We start from the raw sequence: 20958 nt of genomic DNA, 5'->3' as shown, positions 1-20958 counted from the left end.
CCCGGCCGGGTGGCGGACCGGAGGCGCGGGTCGAGCCGGTCGCGCGCCTCCCGGCCGGCCGTGTGACGGACTGGAGGCGCGGGTCGGGGCCGCCACGCGCCTCCCGTCCGCAGTGGGGTCGCCGGGCGACGCGTCGCTCACGCCGTCGGGACGGGCACCGTCCTGCCGGTCCGCACCGACTCCTGTGCCGCGAGGACGATCGACAGCGTCCGCAACCCGACCCGCACGTCGGGCTGGGGCTGCACGCCGTCCCGCACCGCGTCGAGGAACGTCCGCAGCATCGGCACGTCGTGGTCCGCCCCGTACCGCAGTTCGATCGGCCGGCCGCCGACCGCGTCGAGCCCCCTGGCCGCCGCGCCGAAGAAATCGACCGACACCGTGCCGCCCGTCCCCGCGACGTCGAGCGTCAGGCCGCCCCACGCCGGCGCCGTGTCCGGGCGGCTCCATGAGCAGTCGATCGCGACGACCATCCCGGTGTCGTAGGTCACCGTCACGAGCCCGGCCGTCTCGGCCCGTGCGCGCTCGGCGTGCAGCACGCGGTTCGCGACGGCGGTGACGGACACCGGTCGCGCGCCGGTCAGCCCGTCGACGAGGTCGGCGACGTGCACGACGTGGTCGACGATCGCGCCGCCGCCGCTCAGCGCCGGGTCCGTGAACCAGTCGCGCGTGAGCGGCAGCATGCCGTTGTTCGCGCCACGGACCGAGAACACCGTGCCGAGCGCACCCGACGCGTGCGTGGCCCGCAACCGGTCGAACGCCGACGCGAACCGCACCGGGTAGGCCATCATCAGCGTGACCCCGGCGCGCTGCACGGCGTCGCGGATCGCGAGGCCGTCCTCCCACGAGGTGGCGAGCGGCTTCTCGCAGAGCACGTGTGCGCCAGCGGCGGCTGCCCGTTCGACGAACTCGCGGTGCCGCGCGTTCTCGCTGGTGACCACGACGGCGTCCGGTCCCCAGGCGAGGAGGTCGTCGACCGTGTCGGCGTGGTCGACGCCGAGCGCTCCGGTGAGGTCGGCGCCCCGGAGTTCGCCGAGGGTCGTGCCGGTCGAGACGCCGCCGGGGTCCGTCCCGCGCACCTCGACGTCGGGCATCGCGGCGAGCGCCGAGAGGTACCCGATCGCGTGCGTGTGGGCGAAGGACAGGACGCCGACGCGGAGGGTCACAGCGTCACCTCCACGGGTTGTCCGGACGCGATCGACGCCAGGGCGGCGTTCGCGAGGCGCACCGCGACGGCACCGTCCGCCGCACTGACGCGGGGGAGCGGCCCGCCGTCGAACGCGGCGACGAAGTCCGCGAGCTCGAGGGCGTACGGGTCCTCGGCGGGGTCGACGGACGGCAGGAACCCGTCGACGGCGGTCGGGGTCGCGAGGTCGGCGCGGGTGTCCTCCTCGGCGAGGGACGAGTGCGACAGGCTGCCGCGCGTGCCGGTCACCGAGTACTCCGTGCTGAAGGCCAGGTGCGGTGGTCCCCAGAGTCCGGCGACGTGGCTGATCGCGCCGGACGCGTGCGTGAGGAGGACGTGCGCGGCCTCGACCGGGTGCTCGTCGTCGCCCGTGCGGACGGTGACGGCGGACACCCGGGTGACCGGACCGGCGACCCAGCGGGCGATGTCGAGGTCGTGGATCATCTGGTCCATCACGATGCCGCCGGACTGTGCCCGGTCGCCGAACCACGCGACTCGGGTCGGGAACGCCCCGGAGCGGGAGAAGCGCAGGACGGCGAGGTCGCCCAGGAGGCCCGTGGTGACGGCCTCGTGCAGCCGCCGGTACGCGGGGAACCAGCGGACGACGTGCGCCGGGTAGAGCTGCAGGCCCGCGTCCGCCGCCCGGGCGACGAGGTCGTCGGCGTCGGCGTCGGTGCGGGCGAGGGGCTTCTCGGAGACGACGTGCCTGCCCGCCGCGAGTGCCGCGCGGACGACGGTGGCGTGGGCCGGTGTCGGGACGACCACGTCGACGACGTCGACCGCGGCGAGCAGCTCGTCGAGCGATTCGGCGACGGTGATCGTGCTGCCGACCCGTGCGGCCTCGTCCGCGAAGGCGGCGGCGAGCGCGGGCGCACCGTCCTGCGAGTGCACGACGAGGTCGCCCAGGCGGAGGAGCCCGGGGACGTGCGCGACCGCGATGCCGCCGGCGCCCACGAGTCCGATCCGCCGGCGTGGTCGGGGTGCTGACTGCAGCGTCATGGAGCCAGCGTAGAGGTCGTGTTCTCCCCGGGTCGTGACCGTTCCGGTTCGCGGAACCCGGGGATCGCGAACCGGAACGGTCACAGGTCGCGCGGATTGCCCGAACCCGGCGCGCTCCGTGCCCTACGCTCGGGCTGTGGGGAAGCGCGGCATCTACGTCGAGACGATCATCGACGCGGACGTCGACCGGGTGTGGGCGGCGACGCAGGACCCCGAGCAGCACGTCCGGTGGGACGTCCGCTTCTCCGAGATCGTCCCCGAGCCGGCGGACGCCGACGGTGCCGCCCGCTTCACGTACGTCCGGCGCTCCCCGGTGCACGACGTGCACGGCACCGGCGTGAGCATCGGAGAGCGACGTCGGGCGGACGGCACCCGCACGTCGGCGCTCCGGTTCGCGACCGACGACCGGCTGTCGCCGATCCGGGCCGGCCGCGGCTACTGGCGGTACGTCCCGACCGACGACGGGCGCACCCGGTTCGTCACCGGCTACGACTACGACTCCGGCTGGGGCCCGCTCGACCTGGTGGTCCGGCCGCTCCTCGGCTGGGCGACCGCGTGGAGCTTCGACCGGCTCCGGATCTGGCTGGAAGGCGGGGCCGAGCCGGAGGCCTGGCCGCTCACCTCGGTGCTGCAGCCGTGGCGGCGGGACCGGCCCCGCGCCTCCAAGACCCGCCGCGCGCCCGTCGGTGGTACCCGGCGAGGCGACCAGCTGCACGACGCGCCCGCCACCCTGGCAGCGTTGCCCGACCCGGGAGGCGACCGATGAGCTCGGTGTTCGAGGAGGCGCTCGGCGCCGACTTCCAGCGGCTGCACCCGCAGATGCGCCGCAGGTTCGGCGTCGGTCTCGACGCCGCCGAGGCGTGCACCGGCCGCGGCGTCATGACGTCGATCCGCCGGGGACCGTGGTGGACCGTGCCGTTCCTGCAGATCGGGCGACTGCGGAACATCCTCGTCCCGGACGTCGGGACGGACGTGCCGTTCACGATCGAGAACTACCCCTACCGCGACCGGTACGGCCGCGAGACGGTGACGTTCGTCCGGACCTACACGACCAAGCCGGGGCGGACGGCTCGGTTCGACGCCACGATGGTGCTCGTCGACGGCCGGGTGCTCGACTACCTCGGTTCCCACCATCACCTCGCGGTGGACCTCGACCTGACCGTCGACGACCGCGGTGGCCTCGTCCTGACCTCGGACGCGCAGCGGTTCTACGAGGGGCCGATCGCGTTCCGTTTCCCGATGCTGTTCAGCGGTCGCGCGACCCTGCACGAGTGGTGGTCGGACGACGACCAGGCGTTCCACGTCGACCTCGAGGTGCACAACCGCGTCTTCGGGTTCCTGTTCGGCTACCGCGGGACGTTCACCTGCGAGTGGACGCCGGCGACCGACGCCCCCGAGCGGTTGAAGCCGCGGCGGACCGAACTCCGGACCTGACCGCGGCGGCGGGCACCAGGGTGTTCAGCGGCGGAGCCACCCCGCCTCGGCGAGCACCGTCTGGAGCTCGTCGACGAACCGGGACGCGTGGAAGCCGTCCGTGACCGCGTGGTTCACCTGGAGCGCGAGCGGCATCAGGGTGCGTCCCTCGACGAACCGGTACCGGCCGATGGTGAAGATCGGCAGCAGGTGGTCCCAGCCGTCCCGCACGTGCAGGGCGAACCCGGTGAAGGACGCCCCCGGCAGGGTCGAGATGTCGAACACGTTCCGCGGGCGGTCCTCCTGCGGGAACATCCGGTGGTCGTCCCGGTAGCGCTCCATCGTGGCGACCGCGGCCTCGTGGAAGCGCGCCGGATCGTCGTCGTACGGCACGGTCAGCACCGAGAACGTCTCGGTGTCGGGGTGGAACACGGTGAACATCGGGTGCACCACGTCCCAGACGGCGGGTGAGCCGTCGTCGAGCAGCTGCATCCGGAACTCGGCGTGCCGGTTCACCACCGACGCGATCGCCCAGATCTGCGACGCGTACGTGCGGCGGTCCGTGGCGCGCACGGTCTCGGCGAAGTCCGTGACGTCGAGCTCGACGGTCATCTCCCACGTGCAGGGCACCCGGTCACGGTAGTGCTCGAAGTGTTCGCGTCGGGGCCAGCGGTCGAGGTCGACGGGGCGGAGCTCGGTCATGGGACCAGCTTCGTCGCGAGCGCCTGGTCGAGTGCCGAACGGTCCCCGTCGATCGTCACGGCGACCGCGTCGAGCGGGCGTCGGCCCCAGAGGACGAGCAGCAGGTCCTCCGCCCGCCCCGTCACCCGGACCGTCGGCCCGGCACCCGCCGTCCCGACGAGCTCCGCCTCGCCGTCGGCGTCCGGGAACCGGAACACGACGGTCTCCGACAACGGGTCGACGCGGCCGAGGCGCACCTGGCGCGGGTACAGGTCGCCGACCACCTCGCGCACGCCGTCGGCCGCGGTGTCGGCCTGGAGGCGCGGCTTGCCCCCGACCGCCTGCTGTGCGTCCCACAGGTGGATCGTCGTCTCGTGCAGCTGCCGTCGTGCCCACGTGCCGGCCGTGTCGGGTGGGTAGATCGCGCTGCACGCGGCGTCCGCGGCGCGCCCGCGGAGCGCGGCCACGAGGCGGTCCGCGCCGGCGCGGAACCGGTCGGGGAGGTCGGCGGGCTCCGGCGCTTCCTGCTCGGTTCCGGTGAGCTGGCCGAGGGCCCAGCGGTGGACGTCCGTCAGGTGCACGGCGAGGTCTGCCAGCGTCCACCCCGGGCAGGACGGCACCACGGCGCGGTGGTCGCCCGACCGGAGCACCGCCTCGAACCCGTCGACCGCCTCCGCGAGCAGGTCGATGCGGGCCCGGTAGGTGGATCCACCGGCGTCGGTGAGGTCGATGCCGCTCGAGCGCAGGGCAGCACGGAGTCCGTCGACCCCGGTGAAGTGGTGGACCCGCATGCCGAGCTCCTCCGCCCCGGCCAGCTTCCGCTCCGAGTCATCCGTGAAGAACACCTCGGGTCCGTCGAGGTCGAGCGCGTCGAGCACGTGCCGGAAGGCCCGGACGTCGGGCTTCGCGAACCCGATCTCGTGCGAGCTGAACACGGCGTCGACCCGGTCGTGCAGGCCGAACGTGGCCACCTCGGCCGGGATGCCGTCCGTGCCGTTCGTGAGCACCGCCGTCGTGTACCCGGCGGCACGGAGCTCGTCCGCGAGGGCCAGCACCTCGGCGTCCGGGGTGAACGGCTGTCGGCCCCAGGCCTCGGCGGCGTCATGGTCGCCGATGCGCTCGCCGACGGCCCGGACCCACTCGGCCCGGGTGATCCGGCCGGTCGTCACCTCGTCGATCAGGGGCGCGGCGAACGCCACCGCCTCGATCGTTCCCGGTGGCAGGCCGTGCGCGCGTTCGATGGCCGCGACCTGCTCCGGGTGGAAGTGCCGGATGACGCCGTCCAGGTCGAACAGGACCGCTCGGATGCCCGTCACGAGCCGTCAGTCGTTCGGACGGATGAGGCAGAACGGGTGCCCGGCTGGGTCGAGGTACACGCGGAACGTGTCCGTCCCCGAGCCCGTCGCCGTCGCCCCGATGGCCAGGACCGCGGTCTCGCCGGCGTCCAGGTCGTCGACCTTCACGTCGAGGTGGCTCTGCTGCGGGACGTCCTGGCCGGGCCACTCGGGGGCGCGGTACTCCGCCACCTGCTGGAAGGCGAGGATCGGCCGGTGGTCCGTGAAGGGGAGCGCGACCTCGGTCCATTCCTCGTCGTAGCCGACGATCTCGCCGCCGAGCAGTTCGGCGTAGAAGCGGGCGAGCGCGCGAGGATCCGCGCAGTCGAGGACGATGACGTCGAGTGTGCCGATCACAGGAGTGCTCCCGCCGTGACGATCGCGAAGGTGAAGAGGACCCAGTCGTTGATGATGTGCGCGCCGGTGCTGACGGCGATGTTCTTCGTGCGGATGTACGCCAGCGTCAGGACGAGCCGTGCGACACCGATGACGAGGAACGCCTGGACGGGGTTCCAGCCGTACGTGGGCAGGTGCGCGGCGCCGAACCAGACCGCCGTCACGAGCCACGCCACGAGGATCGCGCCCTTCCGCGACATCCCGCCGCGCGCGCAGAACGACAGCACGGCGAGGAACGGCAGGATCGAGAAGAGCTCCTCGCCGAACAGCTGGATCGCCGTGCCGACGTAGAAGGCCGTCACCTCGGCAGCGCCGTGGATGCCGTCCGTCGCACCGTTCGAGTTCGCGCCGAACACGTACTTGACGACGATGCCCACCGCGAAGGTCACGATGAGGTTCGCCACCGCGAACCCCACCATCGTGAGGACGTCCCGCCCCGTGGTCCGCTGGAAGATCTGCGACCAGTGCCGCCGGGTGAAGGCGATGAACACCGCGAGGGGGATCGCGGCGAAGAGGAACCGGGGGACCAGCGACTGGACGTTGTCCGCCGCGGGGGTGAAGCTCAGGACGAGGAACCCGACGGCACACGCGGCGATCACCGCCACCCACTGCAGGATCGACAACGGCAGCGGATCACCGTCGTAGTACGGGAAGTCCCGCCCGTCCCTGCGCTCGATCGCCTTGCCGTACCGCGCCTGCACCCGTTCCGGCCCTGCCGTCGTCCCCACCATGCCCCGAGGCTAGCGGATCAACGGGCGGCGGCCAGCGCCTTCGTGATGCGCTGCAGCGAGACCGTCTCGGCGGTGCCGAGCTCCTGCGCGAACAGACTGAGCCGGAACTCCTCGAGCATCCAGCGGGCGTGCACGAGTTCGGGGTGCGCTCCGACGGCCGGCGGGAAGGTGCCGCCCGCGTCGACGTACCGGTCGGTCGCGACGGTGACCTCGCGCATCCACGTGGCGTCTCGGCCGGGGTTCTGCAGGAGCTTCTGCACGCGTGCGTCGACACCCTGCAGGTACACCCGGATGCGCCGGAGACGATCGAGTCCGGCGACCGAGACGAACCCCGGGAACACGAGCCGCTCCATCTGCTGCCGCATGTCCGTGAGCGCCGGCAGGAGCGACATCGAGTTCGCCTGCTTGAGCGACCGTTCCGCGGCCCGGTGCGCGGCGAGGACCGCAGCCACCTCGGACACGGCGGTGAACATCGTGTCGACGACGGTCGCGGACACGGTGTCGCGCACGGACTCGAAGTCGGTCTTCGTGAACACCAACCCGTCGGCGTGCGCCCGGCGGATCCCGGCGTCCACGACCGCCGCGAGGACGTCGTCGAAGAGCGCCGCGGTGGAGGGGTACGGACTGGCGGCGAGCGCGAGCTTCTCCTGCGCGGTCAGGTGGGACTGGATGTACGAGACCGGCGAGGGCACCGCGTGCATGACCAGCCGCCGGACACCCGCGGGCATCCGCACGGCCCGGTCGGACGGCGTCGCGAGCAGCTGGACGCCGACCGTCGCCTTCGGGCCGTCGCCCTCCTCCACGAGGGACGGGTAGGCGCGGATCACGCCACCTGCCTGCTTCGTGTCGAGCACCTGCGGCAGGTCGTCGGACGGCCAGGCGGTGAGCCCTGACCGCTCCACGGCGCCACCGGAGGCGGCGGACGCGACGCGAGCCGCGCCTCCTGGACGCCCTGCGGCGCGCGTCGTCGCCGAGGCGACGCTCTGCTGCGTCCGATCCTTGAGCTTCGTCTGCAGGGCCGAGAGGTCCTTGCCGGCCTCGACCCGACGGCCGCGTTCGTCGACGACCGCCCACGTCGGCAGGAGGTGGGCCGGTACCCGCGAGAGGTCGAAGTCCGACTCCGACACCGGCACGTAGGTCATGCGCTGGATCGCCTTGGCGAGGGTGGCGCGGAACGACTCGGTCGGCTCGGTCGGGGCGTCGTCGGGGAGCTCGGCGACGATCTTCTCGGCCCAGTCGGCAGCGGGGACGACGTTCTTCCGGATCTGCTTCGGCAGGGACTTGATGAGCGCCGTGACGAGCTCCTTGCGGAGGCCGCGGACCTGCCAGTCGAAGCCCTCTTCGCGCATGCGGGGGAGCAGCGCGAGCGGCACCTGCACGCTCACGCCGTCGTCCTGTGCGCCGGGTTCGAACCGGTACTTGATCGCGAGGCGCTGGTCGCCGCTCCGCCACTGGGTCGGGTACTCCTGCTGGTCCTGTGCGGCCTCGGCCGCGTCTTCGTCCAGCAGGTCCGACCGGCGCATCGTGAGCAGGTCCGGCTGCTCGCGCCTCGTCTGGCGCCACCAGCCCTCGAAGTCGCGCGTGGTCGCGATGTCGGCCGGGATGCGGGCGTCGTAGAACTCGAAGACCCGCTCGTCGTCGAAGAGGATGTCGCGGCGACGCGTGCGCTCCTCGAGCTGTTCGAGTTCGCGCCGCAGCCTGCGGTTGTCGCGGTCGAACGCCTGCTGCGCGTCCCACTCGCCCTCGACGAGCGCGTGCCGGATGAAGAGCTCACGCGAGTGCTCCGGGTCGACTCGCTTGTACTGCACGCGGCGGCGCTGGACGATCGGGACGCCGAACAGGGTGACCCGTTCGTAGGCGACCGCCGCCCCCTGCTTCTTCTCCCAGTGGGGTTCGCCGTAGGTGCGCTTCAGGAGGTCTCCGGCGAGCGGCTCGACCCACGCCGGGTCGATCCGACCGACCGTCCGGGCGAAGAGCCGACTCGTCTCGACGAGTTCGGCTGCCATCACCGCGTCCGGTTGCTTCTTGGCGAGGACGCTGCCGGGGAACACCACGAACCGGGTGTTCCGCGAGCCGAGGTAGTCGCGCTTCTCACGGTCGCGCAGACCGATCTGGCTGAGGAGTCCGGCCAGCAGGGAACGGTGTACCGCGTCGCCGTCGTCGGATCGAGCCTGCCCGATGCGGACGTCGACCTGCTTCGCCGCACGGGAGAGCTGCCGGTACAGGTCCTGCCACTCGCGGATGCGGAGGTAGTTCAGGAACTCGGCCTTGCACAGGCGGCGGAACGCACTGGACGAGAGCTCGTCCTGCTTGTCCTCGATGTGGTTCCAGAGGTTGAGCAGGGTGAGGAAGTCGCTCGTCGGATCGGCGAACCGGGCGTGCAACTGGTCGGCGTGGGCGCGCTTCTCGAGGGGGCGCTCGCGCGGGTCCTGGATGCTCAGGGCGCTGACGACGGCGATGACCTCGCGCCCGACGCCCTGCCGACCGGCCTCGAGCACCATGCGTCCGAGCCGGGGGTCGATGGGCAACCGGGTCAGCTGCTTGCCGGTCTTCGTGATCGTGCCCGCGGCGTCGACGGCTCGGAGCTCGCGGAGCAGGTCGAGGCCGTCCTTCACACCCCGGGAGTCCGGCGGCTGCAGGAACGGGAACGCCTCGATGTCGCCGAACCCCAGCGAGATCATCTGCAGGATCACCGCCGCGAGGTTCGTCCGCAGGATCTCGGGGTCGGTGAACTCCGGACGGCGTTCGAAGTCGTCCTCGGAGTAGAGCCGGATCGCGATGCCGGCGCTCGTGCGGCCCGCGCGACCGGAGCGCTGGTTCGCGCTCGCCTGCGAGATCGCTTCGATCGGCAGCCGCTGCACCTTGGCCCGCGGCGAGTAGCGCGAGATGCGGGCGGTGCCGACGTCGATCACGTACTTGATGCCGGGGACCGTCAGACTCGTCTCCGCCACGTTGGTCGCGAGGACCACTCGGCGTCGGATGCCCGGTGTGGTGCGCCGCTCGAAGACCCGGTGCTGGTCGGCGGCGGACAGGCGACCGTAGAGCGGGAGGACCTCGGTACCGGGGTAGCGCTTGCCCTCGATGGCGTCCTGCGCGTCGCGGATCTCGTTCTCGCCGGAGAGGAACACGAGGACGTCGCCCGGGTCCTCCTGCGCGAGTTCGTCGAGCGCGTCGGTGATGCCCTGCATCGTGTCGCGGTCGTCGGCCGTGCGCCCGCCGTGGTCGTCCGTCCGCGGATCGTCCTCGTCGCCTTCGTCGTCGCGGTCGGCGTCGTCGGCGTCCTCCGCGACGAGCGGGCGGTACCGGATCTCGACCGGGTAGGTGCGGCCGGAGACCTCGATGATCGGTGCCCCGCCGAAGTGCTGCGAGAACGACTCGGGGTCGATCGTCGCACTCGTGATGATGAGCTTGAGGTCCGGCCGACGGGGGAGCAGCCGCTTGAGGTAGCCGAGCAGGAAGTCGATGGTGAGGGACCGCTCGTGCGCCTCGTCGATGATGATCGTGTCGTACCGCTTGAGGTCGCGGTCGAAGTGGATCTCGTTGAGCAGGATGCCGTCGGTCATCAGCTTGACCCGGGTGTCGGAGGACACCTTGTCGGTGAAGCGGACCTGATACCCGACGAGGCCGCCGAGCTCGCCCCCGAGTTCCTCGGACACGCGCTCGGCGATGGTCCGGGCAGCGATCCGCCGGGGCTGGGTGTGCCCGATGTGCTCACGTCCGAGCTCGAGGCAGATCTTCGGCAGCTGGGTGGTCTTGCCCGAACCCGTGGCGCCGGCGACGATCACGACCTGGTTGTCGCGGATGGCGGCAGCGATGTCGTCCCGCCGCTGCGACACCGGCAGTTCGGGCGGGTACGTGATGACGGGGGTGGCAGACATGAGCCCTCCAGGATACCGCGCCGGGGGTCGGTGGGTCGCTAGCCTGTCGTGCGGACCCGATCGCCGAGGAGAGGAACCGGCCGGTGCACGTGTGGATCCGCCCGAGCGCGCGTGGTGCGGTGCGAGGAGCGGCAACCGCTCGGGAGCGGCCCTGGGATGCACTGGCCGCGGTCCGGACGCTCGACGCGGAACTGAGCACCGGCCGACGGTTCTGGGGTGGGACGGTCTCGGTCGCACTCGCGGTGCTCGGAGGCGCGGTGCTGTCCGGGGTCGGCGGCGCTCGGAGCGGTCCGGATGTCGTCGCAGTGGCGATCACTGCCTCGCTGCTGCTGGGAGCGGCGCTCTGTGTGCGGATCGGAGTCCTCCGTGCACGGCACGCCATCGTCGAGGCGTTCGTGACGTGGTCGTCGATGTCGGCGCCGCTCGGCCCTTCGTCGGTCTTCACCGGGCAGCTCAGCGGGAAGAGCATCGCTCGCACGGCGCTCGCCGCCGTGCTCTTCATCGCCGCTGCGTTCAGCTGGTCGTCGGTCGCGGCCGGCCCGTGGGCGTCCGATGACTGGTCGTTCCGCCTGTCCGCCGTTGTGTGGGGTGTCGCCAGCACGGTCGCGATGCTCGCTGTCGTCGCGACCGAGGTCCGTGGGAACCTCGCTCGGACCGGGCGCATCGCCCGTGGCCGGCTCTGAGCGCCCCTGACTCCGCCGCTTCCGGGTGTCGCGGCCGGTCGGGCCGCGAGCTGGTCACGCGCTGAGCTGTGCCGTCAGCTCGTCGACCGACCGCGCGGGCAGGGCGCACACGCGGTCGTGGCAGACGTACCCGGCGGGGTCGAGCCCGTCACGGGACTCGAAGAGCGTGAAGCCCGCGGTGGACCAGTCGGTCGCCTGCGCCGGGGTCACCGTGGCGACGACGGTCCCCGGACGCCGAGCGCCGCGGGCCGCCGCACGGATCGGGTCGTCCGGGTCCGACGCGACCACGACGACCTCGCGCGAGGGACGCTGCAGCGCGAGCGCGACCCCGAGGGCATCGGCGTGCCCGAGCGGCCGCTCCGTCCCGGTGACGGCCCGGTCGGCCACGAGCGACACCGCCGCCCCCCGGTACGACTCGTTGCCGGTCAGCGCGGCGAGCGTCGCGGCGGCCGCGGCGAGTGCGACCGTGCCGGAGCGCATGGCGGTCTGCGGCTGCTCGCTCGTGGCGGTGCCGGCTGCGGCGAGCACCGGATCGGTGTCGAACCGCCCGGCCAGGCCGTCGTCGACCAGCGTGCGCGCGACGTCGGCGTAGGGGAGCTCCCCGGTGACGAGGGCGAGTTCGAGGAGTCCTTCGGCGAGGAGTCCCACGTCCTCGATGGTGGGCGCCGCCGTCGATGCGCCGCGCGGAGTGCTCGACCGCACCGACACGTGTCCGTCCGTGAGGTGTCCGGCGACGATCGCGTCGGCCGCACCCCGTGCGAGCTCGATCATCTCGGCGTCGCCGTGGCGGGCCCCGGCGATGGCGAGCCCCCGGATCGCCAGGCCGTTCCACCCGGTGAGCACCTGGTCGTCGAGCGGCGGGGGGTCGAGCCGCCCACGCTCGTCGAGCGGGAGTCGGTACCACTCGCCCTCGACCCGCCGGCCGTCGATGGTGGACTCGCTGTCCTGCGCCGCGACGAACGCGCCGTCCGCACGCCGGAGCGTGTCCCGCAGGAAGTCGGCGATGCCCCGGGCCTGCTCCGCCCCGGCCACCGCGAGCAGTCCCGCGTTGTCGTAGAGCATCCGCTCGTAGTGCGGCACAGACCAGTCGCGCTTGGTCGCGTACCGGAAGACCCCGCCGTCGGCGTCGGTCAGCTCGCTCGCGCGGATCGCGTGCAGGGAACGTTCGAGCAGTGCGGACGACCGAGCGTCGCCGTCGGCGGCGACGTCCGACAGGAACTCGAGCAGCGGCGCGCTCGGGAACTTGGGGGCACCGCCGAAACCGCCGTATGTGGTGTCCTCGGCCTGTGCCAGTTGGTCGACGACGGCTCGGACGTCGTCGACGCTCGGGAGGCGCGGCTCGTCCCCGCCACCGTCCGCGCCACCGCGGGCGGTCCGGTCCGCCTCGGCCCCCTGCCGGATCGCCGCCGCGATCGCACTCGCGTTCGCGTCCACCTCGTGCCGGCGCTCGGTCCACGCGTCGAGAACCGCCGCCAGGATCTGCCGGAACGCCGGCACCTGCCCGACGGGCGACGGCGGGAAGTACGTCCCCGCGAAGAACACGTGCCCGTCCGGTGTGAGGAACGTCGTCAGGGGCCAGCCGAGCTGCTGCGTGAAGGCACTCGCCGAGGCCATCAGGCTGGCGTCCACGTCCGGCCGTTCTTCGCGGTCGACCTTCACCGCGACGAAGTCCTGGCGGAGCAGCTCGCCGATGCCCGGGTCGGAGAAGCTCTCGCGCGCCATGACGTGGCACCAGTGGCACGTGGCGTAGCCGACCGACACGAGCACGGGGACGTCGCGTTCGCGGGCCTCGGCGAAGGCTTCCGGGCCCCACTCACGCCAGTCCACCGGGTTGTCGGCGTGCTGGCGGAGGTACGGGCTGACGGCGGAGCCGAGGCGGTTGTCGGTCATGCGTCCAGCCTGCCTCGACCGTCCTGGGTGCGCTGCGCTCAGTCGCGATCTGTGGACGGATCCGCGGTGTCCACAGGCTGCCGCAGACCGACCCAGCCCACGAGCGACGCGAGCTGCGCGGCCACGTCGACCGGCGACCGGGAGTCGGTGTCCACCCGGGTGACGTCGCCTCGGACAGCCGAGTCGAGCCTCCTGGCCGTCCGCGTGCTGTGCGCCAGCTGCGCCTCGGGGAGGTGCCCACCGGAACGACGGCGCAGCCGGTCGGCGGTCGTCGTGTCGCCGGCGCGGAGCAGCACGGCGGTCACGACGGGATCGTCGCCCATCGCCTCGGCCAACGCGTCCCGCTCCAGCACCGACACGGTGTTCGTGTACACGAGCCGGTGGTGACCGAGTTCGCGGTACCGGGCCCACATCGCGGCGAGGTTCCGTTCGGCGAGGCGGGCCTCCGGGTGCTCGACGTGCGGCGCGGGGTGGGCGAGGTCGAGGAAGTCGCCCTCGATGACGGCGTGCCGGACGTCGGCGGCGACGAGCAGGTCGTGCAGTGCCTCCGCCGCGGTCGACTTGCCCACGCCGGACCTGCCCCCGATGAAGAGGACCTCGGTGCGGGGCACGGCGTCAGTCCCGGCTGAGCGACAGGAGGGCGAGGGCGGCGTCCTCGGGGCCGTAGTCGAACAGCCGGTCCCAGAACGGGTCGTCGGCCCACGGCACGTCGCTGCCGGCCGGCACCGCATGTGCCGTCTCGACGAGCCAGTCGAGCTCCGGCCGGACCGCCGTCGCGAACACGGGCGGCTCCCACCCGAGGGAGCGTGCGGCGGTGGTGTCGAGGACGAACGGCGTCGGCGTGGTCCACGGGGTCGTGCCCACGAACGCGGGGGCGTCGGCGTCGAGCAGGACCTCGTCGAACGGGTGGTCGAGGTGACCGGCGATGGTGCGGACGATCTCGAGCACGCTCGGCGCGGTGTCGTCGGCGACGTTGAGGATGCGGCGGTCCGGTGCGTCGGCGACGAGACGGACGAGTGAACCGATGCCGCTGGCTGCCGTGGTGTGGTCGACGCTGCGGCCGTGGTCGGCGAGGAGGACGCGCTCCCGACCGTCCAGCGCCCGCCGGACGACGAACCACTCGCGAGGCCGACCGATGCCGACGCCGTACACCTTCGATGGCCGGACCACGGTGACCGGGGCGCCGTGGTCGAGCAGCACCTGTTCGGCGGCGACCTTGGCGGCGCCGTAGCCGTCACGACCGGTGGGGTCGCCGTCGCCCGCCGTGACGGTCGGCTGCAGCTCGGTCACCGCGCCGCCGAACACGGGCTTGTCCAGCGAGTTCGCGTGCCGACCCTGCTCGTCGGCGTACACGGCCTTCGACGACACGAACACGGTCGAGCCGACGTCGTCGAGGAAGGGCAGGAGCTGCCGGGCGTCGTCGCGGGTGAGGCCGACCGTGTCCACCAGCAGGTCGGCGCCGGGGCGGAGGAGGTCGCGGAGGACGGCGGTGTCGCGACGGTCGCCCGGGGTGAACGTCGCTCCCACTGCGGTGAGTTCGTCGGCGACGGGGCCACCGCGGCGGGCGACCACGTCCACCTGCCAGTCGTCGCCGCCGCGTCCGGAGGCGTCGAGGAGCGCACGCGCGACGGCCGAACCGATCCCGCCGGTACCGCCGAGGACGACCGCGCGTCTGGTGCTCATGGGTCAACGGTAGTCGGCGCGGGCGCGGGGCCACCCGAGACGGCCGCCGGTGTCGGCCGCCGGTGTGACCGGTGTCGGCCGCCGGTGTGACGGGCGTCGGCGGCCGGTGTCGTCGGGCTAGGAGGCCAGCGCCTCGGGCTCGCGCCGCCACCAGTCGAGCAGGGACCCGTCGTAGACCCGGACCTTCTCGTGGCCGAGCACCGTCAGCGCGAGGGCGTCGACGCACGCGGCACTGCCGACACCGCAGTAGGTCACGATCTCGTCGGCGTCGAGTACCGCTGCGAAGGCCTGCTCGAGGGCGGGACGGCGCAGGTACGCGTTCGTCGTGGGGTCCACGAGCGTGTCCACGGTGATCGGGGTGCTGCCGGGGACGATCGGCGGGTGCTCGGCGCCGAGGGCGGACTCGGGCGCGGCGAACACCAGCGACGCGGGCTGCTCGCCCGAGACGGCACGGAGGACTCGTTCGTGGTCGGCCCAGAGCGGACGCTCCTCGCCCGCGAGGAAGGTCGTGGTCGCCGTCGCGTCGCCCACGTGCGACGCCGGGGTCGACGCCGGCTTCGGCGCCGATCGGAGCGCACCGACGCGCACCGGGCGACCCTCGTCCCGCCACTTCGTGAAGCCCCCGTCGAGCACAGCGACGGAGTCGAAGCCGAACGAGCGGAAGATCCACCAGAGCCGCGCCGACCACTCGCCGACGCTGTCGTCGTAGACCACGACCGTCGAGGTGTTCGTCACGCCGAGGTCGCCGGCGGCGGACTCGAACCGCTCGGCGCCGGGTCGGGTGAACGGGACGTCGGCGTCGGGCGTGGAGAACGCCTCGACGAGGTCGGCGTACCGGGCGCCCGGGACGTGTCCGCGCTGCTCGTAGGAGTCCCGCGCCGTCTGCCACGTCGTCTCGAGACCGGTCCCCGCGGTGTGCACGGACGCGTCGAGCACGACGAGCTCGTCAGCACCGAGGTGGTCTGCGAGCCACTGCGTCGACACGAGCGGCGAGGTCAGGACGGGGGCCATGCCGGAAAGGGTAATCGGCACCCCTGACGTGTGCGAGGGAAACCGACACACGGCGCAACCGGGCCGCGTCCTGCGGCGGATCGTCAGACCGGACGGAGCGGTTCCGGCGTGCCGGCGGGGACCTCGACGCGGATACGGTCTCCGGGGCGGACCACCCCGCCGGTGACGACGACGGCCATCACGCCGCCCTTGCGCTCGACCGAGCCGTCCTCGGCGCGACCGAGCACGGCGCGCAGGAGCCCGGGCTCGAAGTCGTTGATCTGCTGGCACGGGTTCCGCAGGCCGGTCACGCGGACGCACGCGTCGTCGCCGAGGTGCAGGAGCGTGTCGGTCGGCAACCCGAGCAGGTCGACGCCGCGGGTGGTGACGTTCTCGCCCATCTGGCCCGGAGCGACCTCGTACCCGGCCTCGGCGACCTCGTCGAAGAGTTCGGTGTGCAGCAGGTGGACCTGCCGCAGGTTCGGCTGCGAGGGGTCCCGCGCGACCCGGGACCGGTGCTGGACGGTGGTGCCGGCGTGTGCGTCGCCCTCGATGCCCCAGCCGGCGACGAGCACGACCTCGTCCACGACCGGCTTGCTGAACCGGTGGTCGGTGTCGCGGCTGACGGAGACGACGACGGCGTGGTCTTCCTGGTGTTCGGTCACCCCTCGATCCTGGCGCGGATCGGATTGGGGCGCGAGGGGGTCCCGCGCGGAGTGTCGGGAGTGTCGACGCCGAACGACAAACCCGTTGTCGTACGACCTCGATCATGTCGCTCCCGTCGGACCGCGAATGCTCGCGAGCGCAACGAGCGACAACGCCGATGTCGTGCGACGTCGACCATGTCGTTCGGCGTCGGCGTCGGCGTCGGCGTCGGCCTCGGCGCCCCCGCCCCGCCCGCCCGCCCCGCCGCACCGCGCCAGAGACGCCGAACGGCCCGCCCCGGAGAACCGGGACGGGCCGTACGTGTCGAGCGGTGCGGGTCAGTGCGCCGCGGTCGGGATGCTGCCCGTCGTCGCCGCGCTGGCGTGCTCGAGCTTCGCGAGCCGCACCGACTGGCGGTTGATGAGGAGCCCACCGGCCAGGGCGACCAGGACGAGCACGCCCGCCGAGATGCCGAACGCCACGTGGTACCCGTCGAGCACGGCCTGCGCCTGCTGGAGCTTCGTCGGTGCCGCGGAGAGCCCGGAGAGGCTGTTCGCCACGACGTCCGCGAAGATCGTCGACAGGAGCGCGGTGCCGATCGAGCCGCCGATCTGCTGCATCGTGTTCACCGTCGCCGAGGCCACGCCCGCGTCGGCACGGGCGACCCCGGTCGTCGCGGTGTTCATCGCGGACGAGAAGATCGTGCCCATGCCGAGGCCGATCACGATGAGCGCCGGCAGGACGGTGCCCGCGTAGGAGCTGTCGAGGTCCGTGCGGAGGAGCAGCAGCAGACCGATCGACGCGACGAGACCACCGGCGAAGATGAGCACCTTCGGCCCGACGCGGGGGAGCAGCCGACCGCCGATCTGCGTCGCCGAGATCATGATCGAGAGGGGCATCGGCAGGAACGCCAGACCCGTCTGCAGCGAGCTGAACCCGAGGGTCTGCTCGAGGTAGTAGGTCAGGAACAGGAAGATGCCGAACATGCCGATCGCCACCAGGCCGATCGCGATGAACGAGCCACCGCGGTCACGGTCGAGCACGACCCGGAGCGGGAGCAGCGGGTGCGCGACGCGGGTCTCGATGAAGACGAACGCCGCGATGAGTACCACGCCCGCAGCGAGCATGACGATCGTGACCGGGGAGTCCCAGCCGTTGGTCTCGGCGTTCGAGAAGCCGTAGACGACGCCGACCAAGCCGGCAGTGATCGTGAGGACGCCGGCGACGTCGATGCGCGGGCGCTCGACCTTCGGCGGCTTCGCCATGAACACCAGGGCGCCGATCACGCCGAGGACGGCGAACACGACGTTCACGTAGAGGCACCAGCGCCACGACGCGTACTCGGTGAGCACGCCGCCGAGGAGCAGGCCGATCGCGGCACCGGAGCCGGCGATCGACCCGAAGATGCCGAACGCACGGCCGCGTTCCTTCGGGTCGCGGAAGGTCGTCGTCAGCATGCCCAGCGCGGAGGGGGCGAGGAGCGCGCCGAACACGCCCTGCAGTGCACGAGCGGCGACGAGCAGGCCGAACGAGTCCGCCAGGCCGCCGAGCACGGACGCCACGGCGAAGCCGACGAGCCCGATGATGAAGGTGTTCTTCCGGCCGAAGAGGTCGCCGAGCCGCCCGCCGAGGAGCAGCAGCGACCCGAACGCGAGCGAGTACGCCGTGACGATCCACTGGCGCTGGTCGGTGCCGAAGTCGAGGTCGGCCTGGGCGGAGGGCAGTGCGATGTTGACGATCGTCGCGTCGAGCACGACCATCAGCTGCGCGAGGGCGATGACCGCCAGGGCGATCCAACGGTGGTTGCTCTTGTCGGGCGTGGAGCCGGAAGTCGTGGGTGCTGTCCCGGTGGGGGTCGGCACGGTCTGTTCTGCCGTCACGGCAGCCTCCTTCGAGAAGGTGGAGGGATGGTGGAGCACGCGCCGTCGGGCGCTCCGGGAGAGGGAGGGGTGAAGCGGATGCGATGCATCCGCTTGTGACCAGTGTAGACCGAAACGGAAGGTCCGCATCCGCTTATTCCCAGAAAGTTCAACTAGCGTCGAGGCCGTGAGCACCACCGACCTCGAGCGCCCCCTCCGCGCCGACGCAGCACGCAACCGCGAGCTGATCCTGCAGACGGCACGCAAGTGCTTCGCAGAACGCGGGTTGTCGGTCACGCTGAACGACATCGCTCACGAGGCCGGGGTCGGCGTCGGGACGGTCTACCGCCGCTTCGCCGACAAGGACTCCCTGATCGAGGCGCTGCTCGCCACCAAATTCGAGGCGATGAACGACGCCGCGGCGCGTGCGGCGGACGAGTCCGATCCGCGCGAGTCCCTGCGGGTGTACCTGATGGGCGTGTTCGAGTTCCGGGCACGCGACCGGGCCCTCGCCGACGCCATCGTGCGTGCCGGCAAGTCGCGTCCGTCGATCGTGCAGGAACGCGATCGACTCGAGACCCAGGTCTCCGAGATCATCCGCCGTGCGCGGGACGCCGGCGTCGTGCGGGTCGGGTTCGACTACCGCGACCTGCCGATGCTCACCTCGATGGTCGGCGCCGTCGCGGACACCACCCGCGCGCACGACCCGAACGCGTGGCGGCGCTACGCCGAGGTCCTCATCGAGGGCGTGCTCCCGGGCGAACGGGAAGCGCCCATGCTTGGCGACCCGCTCGACCGTGAATCGATCGAGCGAGCGCTGCACGCGCAGTCCTGACGCCGCGCACGCGCGGTCCTGACACCGCGCACGCGCGGTCCTGACACCGCGCAGGCGCAGTCCTGACACCGCGCACGCGCTACAACCAGCTCGGCACCCAGTAGTGCGACCGGACGAAGTCCCACGGCATCTGCATGCCGGTCCACATCGGGAACCAGTACGCCGACGCGAGCACCACGACCCCGAGGTACACGCCGACCCAGACGACCGCTCGGGTCCGGCGTGGCCGGGGATCGTCCCGTGACCCGAGCACCAACCCGATCGCCGCGGCGAGCGCCATCACCATGAAGGGCTCGAACGAGACCGTGTAGAACTGGAACACCGTTCGGTTCACGTAGAGCAGCCACGGCAGGTACCCCGCCGCGACGCCCATCAGGACGAAGGCGTACTCCCACCGGCGGCGCAGGATCCAGAGCACCAGCAGCGCCACGGTCGCGATGACCGCCGCGTACCAGATGAACGGGTTCGCGATGCCGGTGATGGCCTCCCCGCAGCGGGTCGCCGTGCAGCCGTCCTGGCCGGCGTTCGTGCCGACGTAGTACATCGACGTGGGTCGCTGCATGAGCAGCCAGAGCAGTGGGTTCGCCTGGTACGAGTGCGGGGTGTGCAGGCCGATGTTGAAGCCGTAGATCTCGGACTGGTAGTGCCACCAGTTCTGCAGGCTGTCCGGCACCCACGACAGCACGCCGGTCCAGCGCTGCCCGCCCGTGGCGATCCAGTCGCGGTCCCAGCCGTCCTTCGACACGAACCACCCGGTCCACGACGCGACGTAGGTGACCGCGGCGATCGGCACCGTGAGCAGGAACGACGCCGGTCCCTGCTGCAGCCAGGCGCTCGAGGACCAGAACTCGATGCCGGCCCGCTTCCGCAGCATCATGTCGGTCAGGACGGAGTACACCGCGAAGAACGCGAGGAAGTACATGCCGGACCACTTCGTCGCGGTCGCGAGTCCGAGCGCCACCCCCATCGCGATCAGCCACGGACGCCACCAGAGCACCGGTCCCCAGAGCGTGTCGCGGCCGGCTGCCGTGCGTCGGGCGACCCAGGCGTCGAGCCGCTTGGACGTCCAGCGACGGTCGAGCAGCAGCGCGCCGAAGCCGAGCACCACGAAGAACGTCAGGATCCCGTCGAGCAGGCTCACACGGGACAGCACGATCGCCTGCCCGTCGATCGCGAGCAGGAAGCCGGCGAGGGTTCCGACCAGCGTCGAGCGGAAGAGCGACCGGGCGATGACCGCCGTCAGGAACACGGTCGCGATGCCGAGCACCGCCACGGCGAACCGCCAGCCGAACGAGTTGTCCGCGCCGAACAGGAGCATCCCGAGGCCGATGAGGTACTTGCCGAGCGGCGGGTGCGCGATGAACTCCGCAGCGCTGGTGAACAGCGAGGTCTCACCGGACGCGAACCGCTGGTCCGTCGTCGGCTGGGAGCTGTCGGCGGGGTTGCCCGGCCAGGTGCCCTCGTACCCGAGGTGCACGATCGACCAGCCGTCCTTGACGTAGTACGTCTCGTCGAACACGAGCGAGTGCGGGTGTCCGAGGGCGACGAGCCGCAGCACCGCGGCCAGCAGCGTGACGGCCAGGGGCCCGGCCCAGCGCCAGACGGCGACGCGCCTGGCGGTGGAGAGCGTGCGCGCCCACCAGTCGTCGAGACGGGAGCCGACCGGCCCGTCGGGGACGGCGGTGCGGTCGTCGGTCAGCTCGCTGGTCATCGGAGAGCATCCTACGGATCGGCGCCATGTCCCCGCAGCCGCGCACA

Annotated in this window: 18 protein-coding genes; 4 read left to right on the top strand and 14 right to left on the bottom strand. The window is 72.1% G+C overall.

Annotated elements, in window-relative coordinates; translation table 11 throughout:
• Positions 1-137 precede the first annotated feature (137 nt).
• Together BIV01_RS11020 and BIV01_RS11015 are read right to left on the bottom strand one after the other, a co-directional pair.
• Entirely contained in the window at positions 138-1163 is a 1026-nt protein-coding gene (locus BIV01_RS11020; protein WP_071302844.1) for a Gfo/Idh/MocA family protein, read from the bottom strand.
• Complete coding sequence (locus BIV01_RS11015) at positions 1160-2182, bottom strand: Gfo/Idh/MocA family protein (protein WP_071302843.1); 1023 nt, start codon at positions 2180-2182, stop codon at positions 1160-1162. Before BIV01_RS11015 ends, BIV01_RS11020 begins: the two co-directional genes overlap by 4 nt.
• Before the next feature lie 136 nt (positions 2183-2318).
• Here BIV01_RS11015 and BIV01_RS11010 point away from each other — a divergent pair, with 136 nt between their 5' ends.
• Together BIV01_RS11010 and BIV01_RS11005 are read left to right on the top strand one after the other, a co-directional pair.
• Positions 2319-2948 carry an SRPBCC family protein gene (locus BIV01_RS11010; RefSeq protein ID WP_139199300.1) on the top strand — a complete coding sequence of 210 codons (630 nt, stop codon included), beginning with the start codon at positions 2319-2321 and terminating at the stop codon, positions 2946-2948.
• A complete protein-coding gene (locus BIV01_RS11005) occupies positions 2945-3616 on the top strand; it encodes a DUF4166 domain-containing protein (RefSeq protein WP_071302842.1) in 672 nt (223 codons plus the stop codon). Before BIV01_RS11010 ends, BIV01_RS11005 begins: the two co-directional genes overlap by 4 nt.
• Positions 3617-3640: 24 nt before the next feature.
• Here BIV01_RS11005 and BIV01_RS11000 read toward each other — a convergent pair whose 3' ends face one another.
• Genes BIV01_RS11000 through hrpA form a run of 5 tightly spaced genes read right to left on the bottom strand, consistent with a single transcriptional unit; the run spans position 3641 to position 10615 of the window.
• Positions 3641-4297, bottom strand: a complete 657-nt coding sequence (locus tag BIV01_RS11000; RefSeq protein ID WP_071302841.1) for a CatA-like O-acetyltransferase — start codon at positions 4295-4297, stop codon at positions 3641-3643.
• Positions 4294-5592, bottom strand: coding sequence for an HAD-IA family hydrolase (locus tag BIV01_RS19780; protein WP_071302840.1), 1299 nt, complete (start codon positions 5590-5592; stop codon positions 4294-4296). The genes BIV01_RS11000 and BIV01_RS19780 overlap by 4 nt, the downstream gene beginning before the upstream one ends.
• A 6-nt stretch (positions 5593-5598) precedes the next feature.
• On the bottom strand, positions 5599-5967 hold the full coding sequence (locus BIV01_RS10990) for a VOC family protein (RefSeq protein WP_071302839.1): 369 nt from the start codon (positions 5965-5967) through the stop codon (positions 5599-5601).
• Positions 5964-6737 carry a CPBP family intramembrane glutamic endopeptidase gene (locus tag BIV01_RS10985; RefSeq protein WP_083413962.1) on the bottom strand — a complete coding sequence of 258 codons (774 nt, stop codon included), beginning with the start codon at positions 6735-6737 and terminating at the stop codon, positions 5964-5966. Before BIV01_RS10985 ends, BIV01_RS10990 begins: the two co-directional genes overlap by 4 nt.
• A gap of 17 nt (positions 6738-6754) precedes the next feature.
• Entirely contained in the window at positions 6755-10615 is a 3861-nt protein-coding gene (hrpA, locus tag BIV01_RS10980; RefSeq protein ID WP_071302838.1) for an ATP-dependent RNA helicase HrpA, read from the bottom strand.
• A gap of 305 nt (positions 10616-10920) precedes the next feature.
• On the opposite strand from hrpA, the gene BIV01_RS19775 reads away from it, so the two are divergent.
• The gene (locus BIV01_RS19775; protein WP_175473691.1) at positions 10921-11298 is read left to right on the top strand and encodes a hypothetical protein; all 378 of its coding nucleotides are present in this window, start codon (positions 10921-10923) and stop codon (positions 11296-11298) included.
• A 54-nt stretch (positions 11299-11352) separates the two neighbouring features.
• On the opposite strand, the gene BIV01_RS10970 is transcribed toward BIV01_RS19775, so the two are convergent.
• The 6 genes from BIV01_RS10970 to BIV01_RS10945 form a co-directional block, all read right to left on the bottom strand.
• The gene (locus tag BIV01_RS10970) at positions 11353-13188 is read right to left on the bottom strand and encodes a thioredoxin domain-containing protein (protein ID WP_071302836.1); all 1836 of its coding nucleotides are present in this window, start codon (positions 13186-13188) and stop codon (positions 11353-11355) included.
• Positions 13189-13226: 38 nt separating this feature from the next.
• The gene (locus tag BIV01_RS10965) at positions 13227-13799 is read right to left on the bottom strand and encodes an ATPase (RefSeq protein ID WP_071302835.1); all 573 of its coding nucleotides are present in this window, start codon (positions 13797-13799) and stop codon (positions 13227-13229) included.
• 4 nt (positions 13800-13803) lie between these two features.
• Entirely contained in the window at positions 13804-14871 is a 1068-nt protein-coding gene (locus tag BIV01_RS10960; RefSeq protein WP_071302834.1) for an NAD-dependent epimerase/dehydratase family protein, read from the bottom strand.
• 117 nt (positions 14872-14988) lie between these two features.
• Positions 14989-15882, bottom strand: a complete 894-nt coding sequence (locus BIV01_RS10955; RefSeq protein ID WP_071302833.1) for a sulfurtransferase — start codon at positions 15880-15882, stop codon at positions 14989-14991.
• Between the two features lie 83 nt (positions 15883-15965).
• Positions 15966-16526 (bottom strand): MOSC domain-containing protein, encoded by a 561-nt coding sequence (locus BIV01_RS10950; RefSeq protein ID WP_071302832.1) that lies wholly within the window; start codon positions 16524-16526, stop codon positions 15966-15968.
• Positions 16527-16844: 318 nt separating this feature from the next.
• Positions 16845-18386 (bottom strand): MFS transporter, encoded by a 1542-nt coding sequence (locus BIV01_RS10945; protein ID WP_071302831.1) that lies wholly within the window; start codon positions 18384-18386, stop codon positions 16845-16847.
• Positions 18387-18552: 166 nt separating this feature from the next.
• Between BIV01_RS10945 and BIV01_RS10940 the strand changes: the two genes are divergently transcribed.
• Positions 18553-19200, top strand: a complete 648-nt coding sequence (locus BIV01_RS10940; protein WP_071296070.1) for a TetR/AcrR family transcriptional regulator — start codon at positions 18553-18555, stop codon at positions 19198-19200.
• 79 nt (positions 19201-19279) lie between these two features.
• On the opposite strand, the gene BIV01_RS10935 is transcribed toward BIV01_RS10940, so the two are convergent.
• Positions 19280-20911: a dolichyl-phosphate-mannose--protein mannosyltransferase gene (locus tag BIV01_RS10935; protein ID WP_071302830.1), complete on the bottom strand. Its 1632-nt coding sequence runs from the start codon at positions 20909-20911 to the stop codon at positions 19280-19282.
• Positions 20912-20958 lie beyond the last annotated feature (47 nt).

This window comes from Curtobacterium sp. MCBA15_013 (genome assembly GCF_001865095.1).
Lineage (GTDB): Bacteria > Actinomycetota > Actinomycetes > Actinomycetales > Microbacteriaceae > Curtobacterium.
This window is presented reverse-complemented; position numbering and strand designations above follow the sequence as displayed.